Here is a 20984-nt window from a genome sequence, read left to right as displayed (position 1 = left end):
CGCCATCCCCTCTCGACGCGGTCGCGGCCGGCCGCGTCCATCCGCATGGGAAAAAACTAAGTCCAGCGCGCACGACGGGCGACGGGGCGATCGGCGAACGGGTGGCCCGGCGCCCGTTCGGTGCGCCATCCGAGTTGCCGTTCCCAGGAATTTTCTGACGGTATGTGACCTGCGACAATATCCGATTGTGTGGTTTTCCTCCGGTGTGTCGTATCACCAGGACGGACCATTCTCGACATGCGGGCGTGTTCCGCGCGTCCGAGGGTCTTTCTGGGAGGTGTCTTCTCGCCGATCCACCGGGGACGGGACCCGGTGACCTCCCGCGGAGGATCACATGCGCAACAAACGTGCCCTGGCGGCGGCGTGCACCACGCTCGCCGTCCTCGGGCTCGCAGCCCCCGTGGCCGTCGCGGACGGCATGGGCAACGGGGGCGGGCCGAGCAGCACCGACACCACCGTCATCGTCCCTGGGACCGGCAACATCGGCGCCGTCAGCGGAAACGGCGTGCTCCCCGGGACCGGCAACGCCAATGGCAACGGCCACTTCAACGGGAACGGGAACGGTAACTTCAACGGAAACGGTAACTTCAACGGAAACGGAAACGGCAACGGCCGCGGGGGCAACGGCAACGGCAACGGCCGTGGGGGCGACGGCGGCAACCGAGGAAACGACTTCGGCCGCGGGGACGGCTCCGGCGGGAACGGCTTCGGTGGCCGGGGCGAAGGCTCCGGCAACGCGCGCGACATCTTCGTCACGCCCGACGTGCTCCCCGCCGGGGGCCGCCTCACCGTCATCGTGAACGGCTGCCGAGGCGGCACGGCGAGTTCCGAAGCCTTCGGCACCATCCGGCTGGAGGCGTCCGACGACACCGCGCGGGGTGTCGCCATCATCGACCGCGACGCCCGGCGCGGCCGGTACGACGTCACCGTCCGCTGTGACGGCCGCACCTTGACCCGCCGGGATGCCTTCACCGTGATCGGCGGCGTCAACGGCGGTGTCGGCGGAAGCAGGACCAGCGGCGCGACGCCCACCGACATGGCCATCGGTGGCGGCCTGGTGGCATCCGCCGTGCTCGGAGGCGGTGCCTTCTGGCTGCGTCGACGGCACGAGAAGCACATCTGAGCCGGGTCGGGCGAGCCTCCGGGCCCGACCCGCGAAGGAGCACCGCACACGTCGACAGGCCTTCGCCCCGCTCCTTGCGGGAGCGGGGGCGAAGGCCTGTCGTGGTCCGGCGCGGTCCGGCATGGTCCGGCGCGGACCAGGTGGACCGGCGCGGGCCGGGGCCGCTGCCGGGCGGTTATCCGGTGACGCCCGGGAACAGGTTCAGGAACGGCTCCGCGGTCACCGCGATGCCCCGGCTGAAGGGCGCGTCGAAGTCCCAGATGAGGAACAGCATGAAGGCGATGGTCGCGGAGAACACCCCGGCCAGGAGCAGTTCCCGCCCGGTGCGCCGGATCTGGAGGGCGAATACCATCGCGATGGTGATCAGCCCGCCGGTGATCAGGCCCCACCACACGACCGACGGCATGGTGGCCCCGGTGGAGTCGGCACGCGCGGTGCGCGCCTGGTCGGCGGCGGCCAACTGGTCGAGCAGTGGCTGGTACGTCTGCGCCTCGAAGTCGTTCTTCGGCCGGTAGTCGGTGACGTCCTCGCGGATCTTGTGGAGCAGTTCACCACCGCGGACCGTGACCTCCTCGTCGGCCGCCATCCGCGTCCACTCGGTGTGCACGACGTAACCGACGTAGCTGTCCACGTCGTCGCGGATGCGGTCACGGACGTCCGGCGGGTAGACCCGGACCCGCTCCGAGATCTCGTGCAGCGCCTGGGCCTCCGACTGCACATAGTCCTGGGCGGTGCTGCGGGCCTCCCACACGCCCGCGATGGCCAGGCCCAGGACGATGGCGTAGATGACACCGATCCACATCGTCATGTACTCGATGACATCCGGGGTCTCGCTGGGATCCTCGTCCTCGGACGCCGTCCGGTGCCGCAGCAGCGTGATGACGACCACCACGCCACAGGCCCCCAGCATCGCGAGGACGAGAACAAGCCAATCCGACAACTGGTGCCTCCAGAAGTGAGGGGGCCGGCGCGTCAGCGCGGGCGCAGCGCCGCGACGGCGACGATCGCGGGAACGGTGATGAGCAGGACATAGGTGACGGGCTTGGTGTGACCGCGCCGGGGGTGGCTGATGGCGTGGGGGTGATACGCCGGGTAGCTCACCGGGGTCACGGAGGGCCGCGGGGTCGGTGTGGGCGGAGGCTTCGGCGTGGGCTTCGGCTTGGGCGCCGGCGTCGGGGTGGGCGCCGGCGGGGGCGTCGGCCGGGGTGCCGGGGGTGCCGGGGGTGGCGGAGCGGGCCGGGTGGGCGGCTTCGGCTTTGGCTTGGGCGTGGGTTTCGGTGTGGGTTTCGGCGTCGGCGTCGGATGGGGCGTCGGCTTCGGCGGTGGCGTCGGCTTCGGCGGTGGCGTCGGTTTGGGCGGCGGGGGCGGCGTGGGCGTGGGTGGGGGCGTGGGTGAGGGCGGACACGGTGGCGGCGGCTTCGGACAGGGTGGCGGTGGCCAGTGGTGGTGGCCGCCCGCGTAGGCCACCGCCACCGTGCCGTCCGGGCCCGTCGAGGCGGACGCGCAGGCGTCGGCCGACGCGCTGCCGGCCGGACAGCCCACCAGGGTCCAGGTCAGCGTCAACAGGGCCAACACTCTTGTGGCGGGCGCGCATCGGGTCACTTCGGGTCCATGCACGACGAAGATCATGAGGGGCGGAGCGCCGCCGTACGCCGTAGTGCGTCGAGATTGCTCCGAAAGAGGGAGATGGTGCGATGAGTGGTTTGACGGGCGGAAGAGCCTGAATCGGCGTGACGCGCGCGGAGGTACGCACCCGCGGCGGGCGGCACCGTCACAGGATCCGGAAAGAAATTCCGGCCGCCGTTGAACGCTGCGGCCCCTGCGGTGCGTACCCATGGCCGTGCGGCGGCACAGAGGCGCTGCAATATTCAGGCGATAATGGGGAGTTGACGATGAAGACCTCCTGGCGGACCGCCTCACTGGTGGCCTCAGCCACTGCGGTGCTGGTGCTGACGACGGCGTGCGGTCAGGACAACGCCACCACTCCCGCGTCGGCGGCCCAGAACGTCGGAGCCACGGCCGCGGCCGGCGACTACGGCAACCCGGGTGCCGGCACCGCGACCGGAACGGGCAACGGCTACGGTGCCGACGGCAAGCAGAGCTCCGCCTCCGCGGCCCCGGCTTCCCCCGCGGGCAAGCTGTCCGTGGCCGCCAACCCCGACCTCGGCAATGTGCTGACCGACGGCTCCGGCCTCACCCTCTACCGGTTCGACAAGGACACCGCCAACCCGCCCAAGTCGAACTGCGACGGCGACTGCGCCACCACCTGGCCGCCGGTCCCCGCCGACGACGCCACCGCCGGTGCCGGCATCGACAAGGCGCTGCTCGGCGAGGTGACCCGGGCCGACGGCAGCAAGCAGCTCACCATCGGCGGCTGGCCCGCCTACCGTTACGTCAAGGACGTCAACGCCGGTGACGTCAACGGCCAGGGCGTGGGCGGAAAGTGGTTCGCGCTCGCCCCCAACGGCAAGAAGGCCAAGCTGTCCGACCTGCCCGGGCTGTCCGTCCGCAAGGACCCCAAGCTCGGCGAGGTCGTCGTGGACAGGAACGGCATGACGGTCTACCGCTTCCTGAAGGACAAGGCCTGGCCGAAGTCCGTCTCCAACTGCACCGGGGCCTGCCTGGAGAAGTGGCCGGCCGTCGGACCGGTCGGCTCCGACGACACCGAGGGCGTGAAGAAGAAGGGCCTGATGCCCTTCACCCGGCCCGACGGGATCAAGCAGATGACGGTCAACTGCTGGCCCATCTACACCTTCTCCGGGGACAAGGCCCCGGGCGACACCAACGGTCAGGGCGTGGGCGGCACGTGGTACGCCGTCTCGCCCGACGGCAAGCCGGTCGGCGCGCCGGGCAACTAGATCACCTCCCCAGGGTCGATCGCCCCGCCCGACCCGGCGCGCGACCGAAGATCCGCCCCCTCCGCACCGCACGGAGGGGGCGGATCGTTGTGTACGGAGCAGGCGAGTCGGACGGCACAGCCGTCACACAGCGGGGCCATACGGGCACTTGCCGCAGGCAGTGACCGGGAACGGACGGTCAATTTCCGGTTCAGGTCGCTCCTTTGGCGGTCGATCAGTAGCCTCTGCTCGAACACCGGATCGCCTACCCCTGTCCACGCCTTGGAGAGATACATGGAGCGTCCCGCCTGGGCCCCACGGAGCATCGACATCTCGGTGCCCAGCGTCTCGCGGATCTACGACTACTACCTGGGCGGTTCGCACAACTTCGAGGTCGACCGGGAAGCGGCCCGCAAGGCCATGGAGTTCATGCCGGGTCTGCCGAAAATCATGCAGGCCAACCGGGCGTTCATGCGCAGGGCCGTGCGGTTCGCGGCCGGGGAGGGCATCACCCAGTTCCTCGACATCGGTTCGGGCATCCCGACGTTCGGCAACGTCCACGAGGTGGCCCAGGCGGCCGTACCCGGTGCCCGCGTGGTCTACGTCGACCACGACCCGGTGGCCGTCGCCCACAGCCAGGCGGTCCTCACGGGCAACGAGAACGCGGAGGTGATCGCCGCCGATCTGTGCAAGCCCCAGGAGATCCTCGCCAGTCCCCGACTGGACCGGCTGATCGACCTGAATCGGCCAGTGGCCCTCCTCCTCGTTGCCATACTGCACTTCGTGGAAGACGCGGACGACCCGTACGGTGCGGTGGCCGAGCTGCGCGAGGCACTCGCGCCCGGCAGCCTGCTGATCCTCACCCATGCCTCGTACGAGGGAATCCCGGTGCCCGCCGAGCGGGCCGAGGGTGCGGTGGACGTGTACAAGGACATTCGCAACCCGCTGATCATGCGCTCGCGCGACGAGATCGCGCGGTTCTTCGAGGGGTACGACATGGTGGAACCCGGACTGGTGCCGATGCCGCACTGGCGCCCGGAGTCGGCGCCGGAGGACGAGGATCCGTATGCCTTCTCCGGATTCGCCGGCGTGGGGCGTACGGCGTGAGCGCGGAGCCGGACGGGCCGGAGGACAGACTGCGCCGGCTGACGACGATCTGGAGCCGGGTGGTCTTCCCGGTGACCTCGACGTCGCTGACCCGCGCCGAGTTCGAAGAGCAACTGCTGCCGCTCGCACGCCGGTTGAGCGACCTGCTGCGCGCCCGTCACTTCGACGCGGACGCGGCGAAAGCCGTCGGCGCCGCCCTGGTCGGGGCCCACTGCACCGACCCCGAGGCGCTCACCCGCACCCTGGACTGCGTCGACGCCTACCTGGTCCTGTACTGCGGCGAGGACGGCCCCCAGGACGAACTGCGCATGCGTTCCTCCCGGCTGCTGCACGCGATGGCCGCCGGCTACGCCCAGGCGCTGCGCGAGCGCACCCTCGCCGAGCAGGAGGCCATCGCCCAGGCCGCGCTGCGCGCCCAGGGCGTGGTGGCCCAGGCGCTGCACGCCAGCGAGGCCCGCTTCCGCGCGGTGTTCGAGGGCGCCGCCATAGGGATCGGCATCGCCGACCTGGACGGCAACGTCCTCCAAGTCAACGAGGCGCTGCTGCGCATGTTCGGCCTCTCCGAGCAGACCCTGCGCGGCCGGAGCGTCCAGGAGTGGGTCCACCCGGAGGACGCCCCGCAGACCTGGCGGCTCTACGACGAACTCGTGCGCGGCGAGCGCGAGCACTACCACGTGGAGAAGGCCTTCAACCGCCCCGACGGCACGGTCCTGTGGACCAACCTGACGGTCTCCCTGCTGCGCGACGCCGACGGCTCCCCGCAGTACCAGCTCGCCCTCATGGAGGACACCACCGAGCGCCGGCTGCTCAACCTCCGGCTGCGCTACGAGGCCACGCACGACGCCCTCACCGGCCTGCCCAACCGCACGCTGTTCTTCGAGCGGCTGGAGAAGGCCCTGAACGCGGGCGAGGGCCAGCGCTTCGGCCTGTGCTACCTGGACCTGGACGGCTTCAAGACCATCAACGACAGCCTCGGTCACGCGGCCGGCGACCGGCTGCTGGTGGAGGTCGCCGACCGGCTGCAGTCCTGCGCGACCGCGCCCGGCGAGATGGTGGCCCGGCTCGGCGGCGACGAGTTCGTGGCCCTGACCACCGGCCCCGGCACCGACCGCAAGGTCGACGAACTCGCCGACCGCATCATGAACGCGCTCCTGACCCCCATCAGCGTCGACGGCCGCGACCTCCTGGTGCGCGGCAGCCTCGGCATCGTCGAGGGCCCGGCCGGCGAACGCACCGCCGCCGAGGTCCTGCGCAGCGCCGACATCACCATGTACCGGGCCAAGTCGGCGGGCGGCAACCGCTCCGAACTCGCCGACCCCGAGGCCGACGCCCGCGCCATCACCCGGCACGGCCTCACCACGGCCCTGCCGACCGCCCTGGAACGCGGCGAGTTCTTCATCGAGTACCAGCCCCTGGTGCACCTCGGCGACGGCAGCGTGCGCGGCGCCGAGGCCCTGGTGCGCTGGCTGCACCCGCAGCACGGCGTACTCGGCCCCGACCGTTTCATCCCGCTCGCCGAGCACACCGGCCTGATCGTCCCGCTCGGCCGCTGGGTCCTGGAGGAGTCGATCCGCCAGGCCCGCGCCTGGCGCGAACGCCACGGCGAACAGACCGCCGCCGGCCCCCTGCGCATCAACGTCAACCTCTCGCCGTGCCAGCTCAGCCATCCCGGTCTGGTCCAGGACACGGTCGACATCCTCGAACGGGCGGGCGTCACCCCCGACGCCCTCTGCCTGGAGGTCACCGAATCGGCCCTCATCGGCGCCGACGACGACCTGCTCAAACCGCTGCGCCGGCTGGCCGAGATGGGCGTCGACATCGCCCTGGACGACTTCGGCACCGGCTACTCCAACCTCGCCAACCTGCGCCGGCTGCCGGTGAGCATCCTCAAACTCGACCGCTCCTTCACCCGGGGCATGCAGCAGTTCCCCGCCGACCCCGTCGATCTGAAGATCGTGGAGGGAATCGTCTCCCTCGCCCACAGCCTCGACCTGGCCGTCACGGTGGAGGGCGTGGAAACCGGTGCCCAGGCCGAACAACTGCGGATCCTGGGCTGCGACACGGCCCAGGGCTGGTACTACGCCCGCCCCGGCCCCCCGGAGAGACTCCACGACCTGGCGTTGGTGGATGCGTCGGGCTAGGTGTTACTGGCCGGACAGGTCGGTGATGCGGCCGGCTGGGCTTTGGCCGCCGAGTCCGGAGGCATCGCCACCCGCTGCCACATGCCCCCGGCTTCGTGACCGGGCGCCCGGGGAGGTTACTTCAGCAGCCGTTGCCTGATCAGCTCCATCACCTCCGCGCGGCTGTGCTTGCCGTTGTCGGCCGCATTGAAGTGGTTGCCGATGCGCACCGAGACGGCGAGCAGGCAGCGGACCTCGACCTCGTCCTCGTCGGGGCAGAAGGCGGAGAACAGGGAACGCAAGTAGTCCATACGGCGGTTGTCGACCCGGCGCAGGCGCACGGCGACGGCAGGGTCCCGGCGGGCCCAGTCGCGGATCGCTATATCGGCGGTGGTGCCCCGCACCGGACCGTCGGTGGTGGCGGCGACGATGTCGAACAGCCGCTCCAGTTTGGCCCTGGCATCTCCGCCGCCGCTTTCGACCTGTTCGATCACGCTCTCGGTGACCTCGTACTCCCAGGTGTCGAGTATTTCGGCGAGCAGTGCGCCGCGGTTGCGGAAGTACCCGTAGAAGCCGCCCTTGCTGACGGCGAGCGCCTGCGCCAGGGCCTCGATCCGGACGGCCTCGGGGCCGCCTTCGACCAGTGCTCGCAAGCCAGGACGGCTCCGGCGGCTACCGCGGCCAGATGGCCGTCCTGGTGAAGCCGAACGGGCTGTTCGGCACGCTCTACATGGCCGCCGTCAAGCCCTTCCGCTACATCGGGGTCTACCCCGCCCTGATGCGCTCCATCGGCCGCGAGTGGCAAGCGAACGCCACCCGACGCAGCGCGCGCTGACCGGCTCCCCGTACTCGTGGGGCAGCTTCAGCGAACCCGTCACATGCTCAGCCGCTCGTACCGGGGATCTCCGTACTGCCGAGCCGCCCCCACGAGGAGGCGGCCGCGCGTCATCCGCTGCGGACGTCCCACCAACAGCTGTTCGGTGCCGGTGCACCCGGTGCACCCGGTGCACCGTCGGCGCTCGCCAGCTGGTGGACGACGTGCCGGAGTGTGGCGACCGCCGGGGAGTCGCGGTGCGTGGCCGACCAGGCGAGCGCGGCCGAGCAGGGAGGCAGATCGACGACGTCGACGTAGCGGATGCCGGGACGAGGGAAGAGCACCCGGCAACTGGCGGAGACGAAGCGAATGCCGTGCCCCAGGCTGACGGCGGAGATACTGGACTCGAACGTGGTCGCCCCGTGATCGGTGTACTGCACCGGAGTTCCCCCGGGGCGCGGGTCCGCCGCCCAGAAATCGCGCCACTGCCGGGGCACGCGCTCCGAAAGGCCGATGACGGGCACGTCCGCGAGTTCCGCCAGGGTCAGCGTGTTGCGGTCGGCGAGCGGATGGCTCTCGGGGAGGCAGGCGACCTGTGGCTCGGCGGCCAGTGGAAGAGTCTGGATTCCGGCGGGCATGGGTTCGTAGCACAGAACGGCGTCGGCATGCCCCTCCAGGAGGACACCGGCCTGCTCGACGAAGTCGATCTCCCGCAGCTCGATCTCCAGGCGCGGGTGGTGCTCGCGCATACGCTCGACGATCAGCCGGATCACGGGCAGCGCGGTGATGTACGAGCCGAGCACCAGCCGGCCCGAGAGCGAGTGGGCCTCCGCTCCAGCCGCCTGGCGGAGGCTGTCGGCGGCCTCCACCACCGCCCGCACCCGGGGCAGCAGAGCCTCCCCAGCCGCCGTCAGTTCCACCCGTCGCGTGGACCGCTCGACCAGAGACACGCCGAGGTGTTCCTCGAGGGCCCGGATCTGCCGGCTGAACGCGGGCTGACTGATGAACATCCGTCGTGCCGCCCGCCCGAAATGCAGTTCCTCCGACAGCACGAGCAGCAGTCGTAACCGGTGCACGCTCGGATCGGAGGCAATGCCACCCATATCCAGGTCAAGCGGCTTCTGCTGAGGTGCCCCACCCATCCCCATGCAGCGCAGGCTATCAATCGCCCGGACCGTCACATCGATCTGATCTTCCCTCACCCCGTGCAGGCAACCAGACTGAAGTCCAGGAGATCAGGGACGGCGACGACTCCCGTCCGCAGTCCGGAAGCAGTCCGAACCTGCGCCTGGCATCGGCCGGCCGGAAGGGAAACGGATGAACGGCCTCGCCCGCTGGGTGCCGCGGCTCATGATTGCCACGGCGGTGCTCCACTTCGCCTGGGCGTTCGTCCAGCCCAACGACTGGTCCGGGATCGCCCGCGACGGGTTCCTCGCCAGTGTCGTTGACCAGCATGCGGAGGAGTACTACCCGCGTGAGGCCACCGTGTGGTTCATGGCGGCAGGCGTGGTGCTGCTGGCTTTCGGTTCACTCACGCACCACACGCTCCACGCCACGGGACGGCTGCCCGCCCAGGTCGGCTGGTTTCTGATGGCGGTCGGGGTGCCGCTGTGCGTCATCTGCTTCCCCGCCACCGGCAGTTGGGCGCTGCCCGTCATCGGCGTGATGGCGCTGATCGCGTCTCGCCGGTCGAAGCAGCATGCCATACGACCTTGCGGCCAGGAGACCGAAGGCCGGCCCGGAACGGATCGTGATGCCGGACTCGAGCCGGCGCGTCCAGAGGGGTTGCCGCCCCCCGCGCCCGGCCGCGCCGCGACTGCTGACGACCCCGCGACCGATCGTGAGAAAGGCTGCCACCGTGCCCTTCCGTCGTAGTCTGCAGACCGTTCTTGTCGTGCTCGCTCTCATCGTGCTCGGTACCGGCGGTCTCGATGTCGTCTCCGGGCCGGCCGCGCTGCCGGGACATCCGGAGGTGAGCACCACCGTGGACAGCAACTACCGTTTCTTCGCCGGTGTCTGGACGACTCTCGGTCTGGTCCTGCTGTGGCTCGTGCCACACGTCGAGCGCAACGGCACCGGACTGCGGGCGGTGTTCGGTGCGGTGTTCCTCGGCGGGCTGGCGCGGCTGGTCTCCTTCCTCGCGGTCGGAGCACCGCACCCGCTGCACACGGCGTTCATCGGCGTCGAACTGCTCCTTCCGCCCGCTCTCCTCGCCTGGCAGACCCGGCTCGCCCGGTCGCGCGCGTGAGCGTGTCTCTTTGGTGGGTTGGTCGGTTGATCCGATGAGACCGGTACCGCACGTGCCCGTGACTGCCCCGTGAGCTCGGGTCGTTCCATGCGGACCCGCTGACCGCCAGACCTGGGTCGTTGGCCGACCGCCACGGCCCGTCCCCCGGACCGGAATGCGGTCACCTTTCCAGCAGCATCCGCTGCAACTCCCGTGCCGCCCGTGGCGGCGCCACGTCGCTCCGGTGGGCGAGTGCGATGGTGCGGTTCAGGCCGGGGCGGGCCAGTGGAGTCACCCGCAGTCCGCGCCCGGAACGGGTGGCCACCATGCGCGGGACGACTGCCACGCCCAGTCCGGCCCGTACGAAGCCCAGCACCGCGTCCATCTCCCCGCCCTCCACCGCGAATTCCGGCTCGAAGCCCTCGGCGCGGCACGCGGCCACGGTCAGTTCCCGCAGGTCGTAGCCGTGCCGGAACATCACCAGCCGCTCGCCCTCCAGGTCGGCGACCCGTACGGTGCGCCGCCCGCCGCCGGGCCGGGGGGCCTCCGGTGAGGACACCACCACCAGATCCTCCCGCAGCAGCTCCACGGTCGTCAGCGCGGGCGCGGGCGTCGGCAGCGGCAGCACGATCAGCGCGAGGTCGAGCGCACCCCGCGCCAGCCCCCGCACGAGGTCGTGCGAGCCGCCCTCCTCGATCAGCAGGCGAATGCCCGGATAGCGGTCGTGAAAGGCCCGCAGCACATCCGGCAGCAGCCCTGTGCACAGGCTCGGCGTCGCCCCCAGCCGTACCCGCCCCCGACGCAGCTGGACCAGTTCCTGCACCTCGTGCCGGGCGGTGTCGGTGTCGGCCAGGATGCGCCGGGCCAGCGGCAGCAGCGCCTCGCCGGCGTCGGTGAGCGTGATGTTGCCCCGCGCGCGCAGGAAGAGATCCGCGCCCAGCTCCCGCTCCAGCGCCTTGATCTGCTGCGAGAGCGACGGCTGGGCGACATGGACCAGCTCCGCGGCCCGGGTGAAGTGCCGGGTCTCGGCGACGGCCACGAAATACTGGAGCTGCTGGAACTGCATGGTGTCACGATAGCTTCCGGCTATTGAATCGAGCTGGACCATGTCTTGGACCGATTGGCCTGTTCGGCCCTAGCGTCTTGTGCCATGGCTCTGGCAACGCGGACGGACCGACGGCCGTCCATGGCGCGCACGATGTGGGACTCCTCCGTCGGCAAGAAGACGGTGATGGCCGTCAGCGGCCTGATCATGCTGCTGTACCTGGTCGCCCACGTCATCGGCAATCTGAAGATCTTCTTCGGCCCGGAGGAGTTCAACCACTACGGGCACTGGCTGCGCACGGTCGGCGAACCCTTCATGCACTACGAGTGGACGCTCTGGCTCATCCGGGTCGTCCTCCTCGTCGCCGTGGTCGCCCACGCCACGTCCGCCTACCAGCTCAGCCGCCGCGACATCAAGGCACGGCCCAGCAAGTACGTGCACAAGAAGCCGAGGGCCAGTTACGCCACCCGCACCATGCGCTGGGGCGGCGTCATCCTCGGCCTGTTCATCGTCTGGCACATCCTGGACATCACGACCGGCACCGTGCACCCCGGCTTCCAGGAGGGCCACCCGTACCAGAACGTCGTGGACACCTTCTCCACCTGGTACGGCAACGTCATCTACATCGTCGCGATGCTCGCGCTCGGCCTGCACATCCGGCACGGCTTCTGGAGCGCCGCCCAGACCCTCGGCGCCGGCAGCCGGAGGCGCGACCGCGCCCTGAAGACCGTCGCCGACGTCCTCGCGCTGCTGCTCACGGCCGGCTTCATCGCCGTACCCGTGGGCGTCATGACCGGAGTGGTGAGCTGACATGACTACCTACGCCGACTACGCGACCGGCGCGCCGGTCACCGACACCAAGGCCCCCTCCGGGCCGATCCACGAGCGCTGGGACACCCGCCGCTTCGAGGCCAAGCTGGTCAACCCCGCCAACCGCCGCAAGCACACGATCATCGTCGTCGGCACCGGCCTCGCCGGCGGCTCCGCGGGCGCCACCCTGGCCGAACAGGGCTACCGCGTCGTCCAGTTCTGCTACCAGGACTCCCCGCGCCGTGCCCACTCCATCGCCGCGCAGGGAGGCATCAACGCGGCGAAGAACTACCGAAACGACGGCGACTCGATCCACCGGCTGTTCTACGACACCGTCAAGGGCGGCGACTTCCGGGCCCGCGAGTCCAACGTGCACCGCCTCGCGCAGATCTCCGTCGAGATCATCGACCAGTGCGTGGCCCAGGGCGTGCCGTTCGCCCGCGAGTACGGCGGCCTGCTCGACACCCGCTCCTTCGGCGGCGTCCAGGTCTCCCGCACCTTCTACGCCCGCGGCCAGACGGGCCAGCAGCTGCTGCTCGGCGCCTACCAGGCGCTGTCCCGGCAGGTCGCCGCCGGGAACGTGGAGATGCATCCGCGCACCGAGATGCTGGACCTGATCGTCGTCGACGGCCGGGCCCGCGGAATCGTCGCGCGGGACCTGGTCACCGGCAAGATCGACACGTACTTCGCGGACGCCGTCGTCCTCGCCTCCGGCGGCTACGGCAACGTCTTCTACCTGTCGACCAACGCGATGAACTCCAACGCGACCGCCGTCTGGCGGGCGCACCGGCGCGGCGCGTACTTCGCCAACCCCTGCTTCACGCAGATCCACCCGACCTGCATCCCGCGCACCGGCGACCACCAGTCCAAGCTGACGCTGATGAGCGAGTCGCTGCGCAACGACGGCCGGATCTGGGTGCCCAAGGCCCCGGGCGACACCCGCCCGCCGAACGAGATCCCCGAGGACGAGCGCGACTACTACCTGGAGCGCATCTACCCGTCCTTCGGCAACCTCGTGCCCCGCGACATCGCCTCCCGCGCCGCCAAGAACGTCTGCGACGAGGGCAGGGGAGTGGGCCCCGGCGGGCAGGGCGTGTACCTGGACTTCGCCGACGCCATCAAGCGCATGGGTCGCAAGGCCGTCGAGGCCAGGTACGGCAACCTCTTCGACATGTACCAGCGGATCACCGACGAGGATCCGTACGAGGTGCCGATGCGGATCTACCCCGCCGTGCACTACACGATGGGCGGCCTGTGGGTCGACTACGACCTCCAGACCACCATCCCCGGCCTGTTCGCGATCGGCGAGGCCAACTTCTCCGACCACGGCGCCAACCGGCTCGGCGCCTCCGCGCTGATGCAGGGCCTGGCCGACGGCTACTTCGTGCTGCCGGCCACCATCAACGACTACCTGGCCCGCAACCCGCACCAGGAGGCGGTCACCGTCGAACACCCCGTCGTCCAGGAGGTGCTGGCCGAGACCGAGGACCGGATCAACCTGCTGCTGGCGGTGGACGGCGACCGTACCCCGGACTCCTTCCACCGCGAACTCGGCGAACTGATGTGGGAGTTCTGCGGCATGGCCCGCACCGACACGGGGCTGCGCAAGGCCCTGGAGCGCATCCCGCAGATCCGTGAGGAGTTCTGGCGGCGCATCAAGGTCCCCGGTACCGGCGAGGAGTTCAACCAGTCGCTGGAGAAGGCCAACCGCATCGTCGACTACCTGGAACTCGCCGAGCTGATGTGCCTCGACGCGCTGCACCGCGCCGAGTCCTGCGGCGGCCACTTCCGCGAGGAGTCCCAGACCCCGGACGGCGAGGCGGCCCGCAGGGACGACGCGTTCGGCTACGCGGCGGCCTGGGAGTTCACCGGCACCGGCGAGGCCCCCGTCCTGCACAAGGAAGACCTGGTCTTCGAGTACGTCCACCCCACCCAGCGGAGCTACGCATGAAGCTCACCCTGCGCGTCTGGCGGCAGAAGAACGCCGACGCCGATGGAGCGATGTCCACCTACGAGGTGGACGACATCTCGCCCGACATGTCCTTCCTGGAGATGCTGGACGTCCTCAACGAACAGCTCATCCTCTCCGGCGAGGAGCCGGTCGCCTTCGACCACGACTGCCGCGAAGGCATCTGCGGTGCGTGCTCGCTGGTCATCAACGGCGACGCGCACGGGCCGGAGCGCACCACCACCTGCCAGCTGCACATGCGGTCCTTCCGGGACGGCGACACGATCGACATCGAGCCGTGGCGGGCGGCCGCGTTCCCGGTGATCAAGGACCTGGTGGTGGACCGGTCGGCGTTCGACCGGATCATCCAGGCCGGCGGCTACATCACCGCCCCGACCGGGTCCGCGCCGGAGGCCCACGCCACGCCGGTCCCGAAGGCCGACGCCGACTTCGCCTTCGAGCACGCCGAGTGCATCGGGTGCGGGGCGTGTGTGGCCGCGTGTCCCAACGGGGCGGCGATGCTGTTCACCTCGGCCAAGGTCAACCACCTCAACGTCCTGCCCCAGGGGGCGCCCGAGCGGGAGACGCGGGTGCTGGACATGGTGGCGCAGATGGATGCGGAGGGGTTCGGCGGGTGCACGCTGACGGGGGAGTGCGCGACCGCCTGTCCCAAGGGGATTCCGCTGGTGTCGATCACGAGCATGAACAGGGAGTGGCTGAGGGCTACCCGGAAGGTGGGCAAGCGCTGAGCGCCGGAGCGTTCGCCTGACAAGGGGCGGGCGGGCGGGGCCGGGAGTGGTGCTCCCCGGCCCCGTCTGGTTTCACGGGCGCCGGTAGTCTCCGCACATGATCTTCGGAAACAAGGGGAGTGAGCGGTTCCTCGATGCCGTATCCGGTTTCGAGGCCGCTGTGCGCGAACGGGACGCCGACCGGTCGCAGCAGCACTTCCAGGACATGCACCGGTTCTTCGGTGAGGCGGCCGACGCGGAGTTCCACCAGGCCGGGCCACGGCTGGCCGGCATACTCGACGAGGTCCCGCCGGGGCCCCGCGCCACCGTCGCCGTGATCGTCGGCGCGTGCGTCGAGCGCGGTGCCGACGCCTCGGTCTGCGGGCCGCACATCCTCGCCGGGCTCGCCGAGACGCTCGACGGCGCCCGGCAGTTCTGCGAGCGCTGGGAGGCGACCGGCGGCGGCGACTTCCCCGACCCGGAGGCCGAGGAGGCTCACGAGGGCCTCTTCGACCGGGTCGGGCCGGAGGCGGCCATGGCCTGGCTGACCCTGCACCAGTGGGAGATGGCCTCCGTCGCCATGCTCAACCACGCCGCCGTCCGCACCGCCCTCGACGCCGACACGCGCGCCGGCCTGTTCAAGGTCTTGCGGTCGGTGGAGGAGGCCTCCGGACACGACTTCAAGTGCCTGGCCTACGCCCTGCTCGTGCTCGACGACGAACCACTGGTCGTCCTGCACCGCCCCACCGGAACCGGCTACGCGCTGCGCATGAGCGGTATCGGCGACAACTTCCAGCTGCACACCCTGCTCGCCGACGTCCTGATAGGCGGCGGCCACCTGCCCGGCCGCGCCCCCTCCGCCGAGGAGGCCGCCGTCTGCCGCGACCAGCCCGGGCAGGTGGACACCACCGGCTCCTTCAACCTGGTCACCCCGTCCGGTGCCTGGGTGTGGAACGAGGGCACGCCCACGGACATCCCCGTCGTCGACGGCGTACGGCTGCTCGTCCTGGACCCGCCGCCCTACCAGCGCGGCTGGCCCGCGGGCCGGTTCTTCCCGCACATGAGGGGCGACCTCGTCCTGGAGCGCGTGCTCGCTCCGGAGGAGGCCGGGCGGCTGCTCGCCGGGTGCGTCAGCAAGGACGGCTGACCCGCCGACCCCGGCGTTCACCACCCCCACATCCGCTCTCCTGGCACAGGTCATGCACCGGCCAACCCGCGTCGGAAGAACTGGAACGGCGGGTCTGCGCGGCAGGCCCGCCGTCGCCGAACCGGCCCGTGACCAGGAGAGAGCCATGACCGGCGTTTCCACCCTCGACCGTCCCCCGCAGCCCGCGGCACCCACCCGCTACACCGTCACCCTCGCCCGCGACGAGTCCGACGTGCGCGCCGCGCAGCGGCTGCGGCACGACGTCTTCGCCGGCGAGATGGGGGCCCTGCTGGCCACCACGGAGCCGGGGTACGACGTCGACGCCTTCGACGCCTACTGCGACCACCTCCTCGTGCACGACACGGAGACCGGGCAGGTCGTCGGCACCTACCGGCTGCTGCCGCCGGACCGGGCCGCGATCGCCGGCCGGCTCTACTCCGAGGGCGAGTTCGACCTGGGCGCGCTCGACGCGATCCGCCCCGGCCTGGTCGAGGTCGGCCGCTCCTGCGTCCACCCCGACCACCGTGACGGCGCCGTCATCGGCCTGATCTGGGCCGGCATAGCCCGCTACATGACCGACCGGGGCCACGAGTGGCTGGCGGGCTGCTGCTCCGTGCCGCTCGCCGACGGCGGCGCCCTCGCCACAGCCACCTGGGAGCGGGTCCGCGCGGGGCACCTGGCACCCGACGAGTTCCGGGTACGGCCCCTGCTGCCCTGGGTCCCGAACGCCGAGGCCCCGGCCACCCGCGCCCCTCATCTCCCGCCTACCCGCCACGAGCTCCCCGTCCTGCTGCGCGGCTACCTCCGCCTCGGCGCCCGGGTGTGCGGCGAGCCCGCGTACGACCCCGACTTCGGGGTCGCCGACCTGTACGTCCTGCTGTCGATGCGCCGGGTCAACCCGCGCTATCTGCGGCACTTCCTGTCCCTCGTGCCGGCCTGATGAGCGTCTGGCTGCCCACCGCGCCCTGCACCCCGGGCGCCTGCGTGGAACCGGTCCGGGCCGCCGCGGCCGTACCCCGTGCCGTGCTGCGGCTGACCGCGGTCGTGGTCCTGGCGCTGGCCGGGATCGCGCTGTCCCCGCTCGGCGGGAGGATCCCCGCCGAGTGGGCCAGGCGGTGGTGCCGGATGATCGTGCGGGCCATCGGGGTCCGGGTCCGCGTCACCGGCGCCGCCGCACCGGCCGGCGCGCTGCTGATGGTCGCCAACCACGTCTCCTGGCTGGACATCCCCCTGCTCACCACCGTCCGACCGGCCCGCATGCTCGCCAAGGCCGAGGTCCGGCAGTGGCCCGTGGCGGGCGCGCTGGCCGCACGCGGCGGGGCCCTGTTCATCGAACGGGACCGGCTGCGCGCCCTGCCCGGCACGGTCGCCCGGATCGCCGACGCCCTGCGGGCGGGCGCGGCCGTGACCGCCTTCCCCGAGGGCAGCACCTGGTGCGGGCGCGCCCAGGGCCGGTACCGCCGGGCCGTCTTCCAGGCCGCGCTCGACGCGGGCGTACCCGTCCAGCCGGTCGGCCTGCGCTACCGGCAGCAGGACGGCGGGCCCGGCACCGCGGCGGCCTTCGTCGGCGAGGACACCCTGCTGTCCTCCCTGTGGCGGGTGGCCCGGGCTCGCGGCCTGGTCGCCGAGGTGGAGGTCCGGCCGGTGATCCCGCCGGGCGTCCACCCCGACCGCCGCGCCCTCGCCGACGCGGCCCAGCCGGTCGCCCCCGAGCCGGCCTGGACCCACGCGGCGCTGGTCGCGGGCGTCCTAGAGAGGCCGTACGACCAGCTCCGCCAGCCGCAGATAGGCGTCCACGGTGGCCCCGCGGAGGTCCTTCAGCTGCCAGCGCGCTGACTGGAGCGCGGTGTCGAACGGCACCTGGACGACCTGATCGTGCCGGATGCCCAGCGTCCGGTGCAGGTCACCGGGGAGATTCCGGCGGTGCGAGCCGTCGGTCCGGGTGGCCACGACGACCGCCCGGTCCGCCAGATCGGGCCGGCCGTCCTGCCGGATCCGGCCGAGCGTGCGCGCCGCCGCCTCGAAGAACCAGTCGGCGGTGCTGCAGCACACGACCAGCTGGTCGGTGTGGTCCAGGACCACGTCCGTCGTCTGGTCCAGCCGCATCGGCGCCCAGTCGGTCAGCACGAAGGAGTAGTACGGCGCCGTATGGGCCAGCACCCGCAGATACTCCTGCGCGTGCGCGGAGTTGGGCCCTACGTGCCCCGAGCGGTGCGCGATCACTTCCAGGCCCGAGGGCAGGCGCGTGGTGAGGGCACGGACCTCCTCGTACGACGGGCCGAGCGGCAGCGCGGCCAGATCCCGCGGGACGGCCTGGTTGCGGTCGGGCGGCAGGAAGGAACCGAGCGCGCCCTCGGTGGAGGCTCCGTCGAGGGCGAGGACGGGTTCGGCCCGGACGGCGGCCAGCAGGGAGCCCAGGGCGACCGTGGCGGTGGCCCGGCCGCTGTAGTGGAAGGCACTGACCAGCGTCACCCGCCTGCTGTGCCGCATCCCCTGGCGCACCCGGTCCAGGCGCCTGCGGAACTCGGAGCGGGCCGGACGCAGGCGCAGGCGCAGCAGCCGGTCGGCCGGCGGGACCGGCTCGGCCGGGGCCGGCGGGGTGAGCGGCACGGGGGCCGGCGCCCGGCTGCCCGCCGGCGCCACCGGCCGCGGCACGTCGTCACCCTGCCGCAGCCGGGCCAGCGCGATGTACTTGGCGAGGGCGTCGGCGACCTCGCTGGCGGTGGGCCGGCGGGCCGGGTCCTCGTCCAGGCAGCGCAGCACCAGGCGCCGCAGCTGCTCCCAGCCGTCGCCCTGCCACAGATGCATGCCCTCCGGCTGGCTCGGCACCTTGCTGCTGATCAGCTGGAGCATCGCCCCCAGCGCGCGCATGCTGTCCGCGACGGTCGGCACCGGGCCGGGCCCCAGATACCGGCCGTCGACCGCGCAGTCGGACAGGTCGCCGAGCACGATGGTGCGGCGCAGCACGTACACGCTGTCCATGCCGAAGCCGGCCGGCACCAGCCCGCCGGCGTGGCACAGGGCGAGCGCGTTCGCCAGATGCCAGGACACCAGCAGACCGCGCACCAGGTCGAACGGGGTCCTGCCCTGCTCCAGGGACCGGGCGAACACGTCCGACAGCCGGGGCGGCTGCCCGTCCGGGGCGTCCTGGTCCCGCACCGGGGCCATCGCCAGCCACGGCGGGGAATCTTCCAGTCCGGTGGCCAGCAGCGCCGGCGCGTACTGGCCCTGGAGCCGGCCCAGCACCTCCGCCTCCACCGCGATCAACTGGGCGTTGGCCGCGGGCAGCTCGGGTCGTGGCGTACGGAGCACCGCCTCGGTGCCCTGCGCGTCGACACCGCGGTACACCACCGTACGGCGGCCCCGGCGCCGGTCGCGCAGCTGGTAGGCGCCGAGCCGCACCGGGTCGGCGTCGGTCAGGGGCTCCCAGTCGTCGGTGGACCCGGCGGTGCGGTCCGGCTCCCGGCGGGGCAGGCCGGGCACCCGGTCGAAGGACATCCCGAACCGGGCCAGCAGCCGGCGCTCGACGCTGGTGAACGGCTGGTGCGAGCCGGGCAGCTGGGCGGAGCCGTCCGGATGGGCCAGCCAGGCGGGGAAGTCCGGGGAGTTGCCCGCCAGTTCCTCCAGGTGGCGGCCGATGCGCCGGCTGGTGCGCAACAGTTCGGCCTGCGGGACCGAGTCCAGGAGGACCGCCTTGGACTCCTCGGTGAAGTCGAACACCCGGTGCTTGGCGGGCAGCGGGCCGGGCACCGGCGCCGGATGCGGACGGACCAGGCCGCCCAGGAACACCTCCGCCAGGTGCGAGGTCGTCGCCGGCCACGGCACCGCCGCCCGCACCAGCCGCATCACCGGTACCGACAGCGGGGAGACCGCCGCCAGATGCGCCGCCAGCCGGTACGCCTCCGGGGTGGCCGCGTCCCGGAAGTGCTGCGCGCTGGTCAGATCCCGCGCGGCGGCCACACTGCCGTACGGATCGGGACGGGCCAGCAGCGGCAGCTCCACGGTGGCGCCGGGCGAGGCCAGCAGCCGCGCCCAGTCCCGCAGCGCCTGAGGCGTCGGCTCCAGCACGGGCACCGGCACCCCGTCGAAGGCGGACAGCTCCGGTGGCAGCACCGGATCGCCCACCTCCCAGGCCGCGTTGGCACCGCCGATCCGCCGGGTCGTGCACTGCCAGCGCTCCGCGGCGATACCGGACGCCTCCCACATGTCCGGCGGCAGCGTCTGGAGCACCGCGACCGGGCCGCGGGCAGCCCACTCCGCCAGCAGCCGGTGCAGCGTCCCGGACCGCCAGGCGGCGCCCATGCCGTCGCTGACGACGAGCACGAGGGTACGGCCCGAGGGGTCGCTGACGGTGCTCAGCGGCAGCACACCGCTCTCGGGCCGGAACGGGCGGGCGCGCAGGCAGGGCTCGCGGGCACTGCGGGTGTCGAGGCCGAACACCCGGGTGGTGGCGAACGCACCCAACCGCTCCAGAAGCGTGCGCAGTTCGGCGCCGAGCCGATGCCACAACAGCATCGACAGGCCGTCGTCCACGAGCAGCGCCAGATTCAGCCAGCGCTCCCGCACCGGCCGCTCCACCACGTCGGGCAGATTCGTCTCGGCGAGCTGGGCGGCGGTGCGCTCCTCGTCGATCTCCGTGCGGTAGCGGCTGTCGAGGCGGCGGCGCAACGGCCTGAGCGCCCGGCCCAGTTCGAGTTCGTCGGCGAGGGCCTTGTCCTCGGGCACCCGCACCGGCATCGCCCGCCGCGGCTCGGGGGCCGCCGGGGCGATGCGTACCTCCGCCACCGCACTCTGCCGGGCCGCCGCGTACAGAGAGGGGGCGGTGAGATCGGGCAGGTCCGGGTCGTCGGGCTCCGGCGCCGGCTGCTGCGGGGCGGCCCGGCCGGGCTCGGGGAGGGGATCCGGCGCCGGGCGGGCCGACGGGGGCGACGGCTCACGCAGCAGCGGGGCGCCGGCGTCCGGGGGCAGCCTGCGGGCGAGCCACAGCACGTCGAGGACCTGGTCCGCGTCCAGGTCGTGGCCGCAGGCCGACAGGACCCGCACCACCTCGGCCAGCCGTTCGCCCCCGCCGGCCACCG

General features: G+C 71.8%; 18 protein-coding genes and 1 pseudogene. 13 read left to right on the top strand and 6 right to left on the bottom strand.

Features of this window, described 5'->3' with window-relative positions:
• The first annotated feature begins 334 nt into the window (after positions 1-334).
• The gene (locus tag ACZ7DL_RS13000) at positions 335-1123 is read left to right on the top strand and encodes a hypothetical protein (RefSeq protein ID WP_470773916.1); all 789 of its coding nucleotides are present in this window, start codon (positions 335-337) and stop codon (positions 1121-1123) included.
• Between the two features lie 175 nt (positions 1124-1298).
• On the opposite strand, the gene ACZ7DL_RS12995 is transcribed toward ACZ7DL_RS13000, so the two are convergent.
• Both ACZ7DL_RS12995 and ACZ7DL_RS12990 read right to left on the bottom strand, forming a co-directional pair.
• The gene (locus tag ACZ7DL_RS12995; protein WP_470773914.1) at positions 1299-2063 is read right to left on the bottom strand and encodes a bestrophin-like domain; all 765 of its coding nucleotides are present in this window, start codon (positions 2061-2063) and stop codon (positions 1299-1301) included.
• Between the two features lie 32 nt (positions 2064-2095).
• Positions 2096-2224 carry a hypothetical protein gene (locus ACZ7DL_RS12990; protein WP_470773912.1) on the bottom strand — a complete coding sequence of 43 codons (129 nt, stop codon included), beginning with the start codon at positions 2222-2224 and terminating at the stop codon, positions 2096-2098.
• A gap of 791 nt (positions 2225-3015) precedes the next feature.
• Here ACZ7DL_RS12990 and ACZ7DL_RS12985 point away from each other — a divergent pair.
• The 3 genes from ACZ7DL_RS12985 to ACZ7DL_RS12975 all read left to right on the top strand — a co-directional run bounded on the left by ACZ7DL_RS12985 (position 3016) and on the right by ACZ7DL_RS12975 (position 7208).
• Entirely contained in the window at positions 3016-3981 is a 966-nt protein-coding gene (locus tag ACZ7DL_RS12985; RefSeq protein WP_470774086.1) for an SCO0930 family lipoprotein, read from the top strand.
• A 273-nt stretch (positions 3982-4254) separates the two neighbouring features.
• Positions 4255-5067, top strand: coding sequence for an SAM-dependent methyltransferase (locus ACZ7DL_RS12980; RefSeq protein WP_470773909.1), 813 nt, complete (start codon positions 4255-4257; stop codon positions 5065-5067).
• Positions 5064-7208, top strand: a complete 2145-nt coding sequence (locus ACZ7DL_RS12975; protein ID WP_470773907.1) for a putative bifunctional diguanylate cyclase/phosphodiesterase — start codon at positions 5064-5066, stop codon at positions 7206-7208. Before ACZ7DL_RS12980 ends, ACZ7DL_RS12975 begins: the two co-directional genes overlap by 4 nt.
• Positions 7209-7324: 116 nt before the next feature.
• Here the strand turns inward: ACZ7DL_RS12975 and ACZ7DL_RS12970 are convergent, their stop codons facing one another.
• The gene (locus ACZ7DL_RS12970) at positions 7325-7840 is read right to left on the bottom strand and encodes a TetR family transcriptional regulator (RefSeq protein WP_470773905.1); all 516 of its coding nucleotides are present in this window, start codon (positions 7838-7840) and stop codon (positions 7325-7327) included.
• Positions 7841-7845: 5 nt separating this feature from the next.
• On the opposite strand from ACZ7DL_RS12970, the pseudogene ACZ7DL_RS12965 reads away from it, so the two are divergent.
• Positions 7846-8022 (top strand): annotated as a pseudogene (locus ACZ7DL_RS12965) (DUF2867 domain-containing protein); the annotation flags it as partial.
• Between the two features lie 110 nt (positions 8023-8132).
• Here the strand turns inward: ACZ7DL_RS12965 and ACZ7DL_RS12960 are convergent.
• Positions 8133-9077 carry a LysR family transcriptional regulator gene (locus ACZ7DL_RS12960; RefSeq protein ID WP_470773903.1) on the bottom strand — a complete coding sequence of 315 codons (945 nt, stop codon included), beginning with the start codon at positions 9075-9077 and terminating at the stop codon, positions 8133-8135.
• Between the two features lie 241 nt (positions 9078-9318).
• Between ACZ7DL_RS12960 and ACZ7DL_RS12955 the strand changes: the two genes are divergently transcribed.
• Positions 9319-9876 (top strand): DUF6463 family protein, encoded by a 558-nt coding sequence (locus ACZ7DL_RS12955; RefSeq protein ID WP_470773901.1) that lies wholly within the window; start codon positions 9319-9321, stop codon positions 9874-9876.
• Positions 9842-10249: a DUF4345 domain-containing protein gene (locus ACZ7DL_RS12950; RefSeq protein WP_470773899.1), complete on the top strand. Its 408-nt coding sequence runs from the start codon at positions 9842-9844 to the stop codon at positions 10247-10249. Before ACZ7DL_RS12955 ends, ACZ7DL_RS12950 begins: the two co-directional genes overlap by 35 nt.
• A gap of 160 nt (positions 10250-10409) precedes the next feature.
• Here the strand turns inward: ACZ7DL_RS12950 and ACZ7DL_RS12945 are convergent, their stop codons facing one another.
• Entirely contained in the window at positions 10410-11294 is an 885-nt protein-coding gene (locus ACZ7DL_RS12945; protein ID WP_470773897.1) for a LysR family transcriptional regulator, read from the bottom strand.
• Between the two features lie 120 nt (positions 11295-11414).
• On the opposite strand from ACZ7DL_RS12945, the gene ACZ7DL_RS12940 reads away from it, so the two are divergent.
• The 6 genes from ACZ7DL_RS12940 to ACZ7DL_RS12915 all read left to right on the top strand — a co-directional run bounded on the left by ACZ7DL_RS12940 (position 11415) and on the right by ACZ7DL_RS12915 (position 17742).
• Positions 11415-12083 carry a succinate dehydrogenase gene (locus ACZ7DL_RS12940; protein ID WP_470774084.1) on the top strand — a complete coding sequence of 223 codons (669 nt, stop codon included), beginning with the start codon at positions 11415-11417 and terminating at the stop codon, positions 12081-12083.
• A gap of 1 nt (position 12084) precedes the next feature.
• Entirely contained in the window at positions 12085-14034 is a 1950-nt protein-coding gene (locus ACZ7DL_RS12935) for a fumarate reductase/succinate dehydrogenase flavoprotein subunit (protein WP_470773895.1), read from the top strand.
• On the top strand, positions 14031-14780 hold the full coding sequence (locus ACZ7DL_RS12930; RefSeq protein WP_470773894.1) for a succinate dehydrogenase/fumarate reductase iron-sulfur subunit: 750 nt from the start codon (positions 14031-14033) through the stop codon (positions 14778-14780). The genes ACZ7DL_RS12935 and ACZ7DL_RS12930 overlap by 4 nt, the downstream gene beginning before the upstream one ends.
• Positions 14781-14877: 97 nt before the next feature.
• On the top strand, positions 14878-15906 hold the full coding sequence (locus tag ACZ7DL_RS12925) for a hypothetical protein (protein WP_470773893.1): 1029 nt from the start codon (positions 14878-14880) through the stop codon (positions 15904-15906).
• Positions 15907-16051: 145 nt separating this feature from the next.
• Positions 16052-16846, top strand: coding sequence for a GNAT family N-acetyltransferase (locus ACZ7DL_RS12920; RefSeq protein WP_470773891.1), 795 nt, complete (start codon positions 16052-16054; stop codon positions 16844-16846).
• Complete coding sequence (locus tag ACZ7DL_RS12915) at positions 16846-17742, top strand: lysophospholipid acyltransferase family protein (RefSeq protein ID WP_470773890.1); 897 nt, start codon at positions 16846-16848, stop codon at positions 17740-17742. The genes ACZ7DL_RS12920 and ACZ7DL_RS12915 overlap by 1 nt, the downstream gene beginning before the upstream one ends.
• Here the strand turns inward: ACZ7DL_RS12915 and ACZ7DL_RS12910 are convergent.
• Positions 17656-20982, bottom strand: coding sequence for an SAV_2336 N-terminal domain-related protein (locus ACZ7DL_RS12910; protein WP_470773888.1), 3327 nt, complete (start codon positions 20980-20982; stop codon positions 17656-17658). The genes ACZ7DL_RS12915 and ACZ7DL_RS12910 overlap by 87 nt on opposite strands.
• Positions 20983-20984: the final 2 nt, after the last annotated feature.

Source organism: Streptomyces sp. NPDC036984, assembly GCF_055607665.1.
Note: the sequence above shows the minus strand (reverse complement) of the source record. Positions and strands in the feature narration are given on the sequence as shown.

Bases quoted from the DNA above. Each gene is read 5' to 3' on its own strand.
- ACZ7DL_RS12925 (WP_470773893.1), top strand. From the start codon at position 14,878: ATGATCTTCGGAAACAAGGGGAGTGAGCGGTTCCTCGATGCCGTATCC.
- ACZ7DL_RS12935 (WP_470773895.1), top strand. From the start codon at position 12,085: ATGACTACCTACGCCGACTACGCGACCGGCGCGCCGGTCACCGACACC.
- ACZ7DL_RS12940 (WP_470774084.1), top strand. From the start codon at position 11,415: ATGGCGCGCACGATGTGGGACTCCTCCGTCGGCAAGAAGACGGTGATG.
- ACZ7DL_RS13000 (WP_470773916.1), top strand. From the start codon at position 335: ATGCGCAACAAACGTGCCCTGGCGGCGGCGTGCACCACGCTCGCCGTC.
- ACZ7DL_RS12930 (WP_470773894.1), top strand. From the start codon at position 14,031: ATGAAGCTCACCCTGCGCGTCTGGCGGCAGAAGAACGCCGACGCCGAT.
- ACZ7DL_RS12945 (WP_470773897.1), bottom strand. From the start codon at position 11,294: ATGCAGTTCCAGCAGCTCCAGTATTTCGTGGCCGTCGCCGAGACCCGG.
- ACZ7DL_RS12920 (WP_470773891.1), top strand. From the start codon at position 16,052: ATGACCGGCGTTTCCACCCTCGACCGTCCCCCGCAGCCCGCGGCACCC.
- ACZ7DL_RS12955 (WP_470773901.1), top strand. From the start codon at position 9,319: ATGAACGGCCTCGCCCGCTGGGTGCCGCGGCTCATGATTGCCACGGCG.
- ACZ7DL_RS12985 (WP_470774086.1), top strand. From the start codon at position 3,016: ATGAAGACCTCCTGGCGGACCGCCTCACTGGTGGCCTCAGCCACTGCG.
- ACZ7DL_RS12915 (WP_470773890.1), top strand. From the start codon at position 16,846: ATGAGCGTCTGGCTGCCCACCGCGCCCTGCACCCCGGGCGCCTGCGTG.
- ACZ7DL_RS12980 (WP_470773909.1), top strand. From the start codon at position 4,255: ATGGAGCGTCCCGCCTGGGCCCCACGGAGCATCGACATCTCGGTGCCC.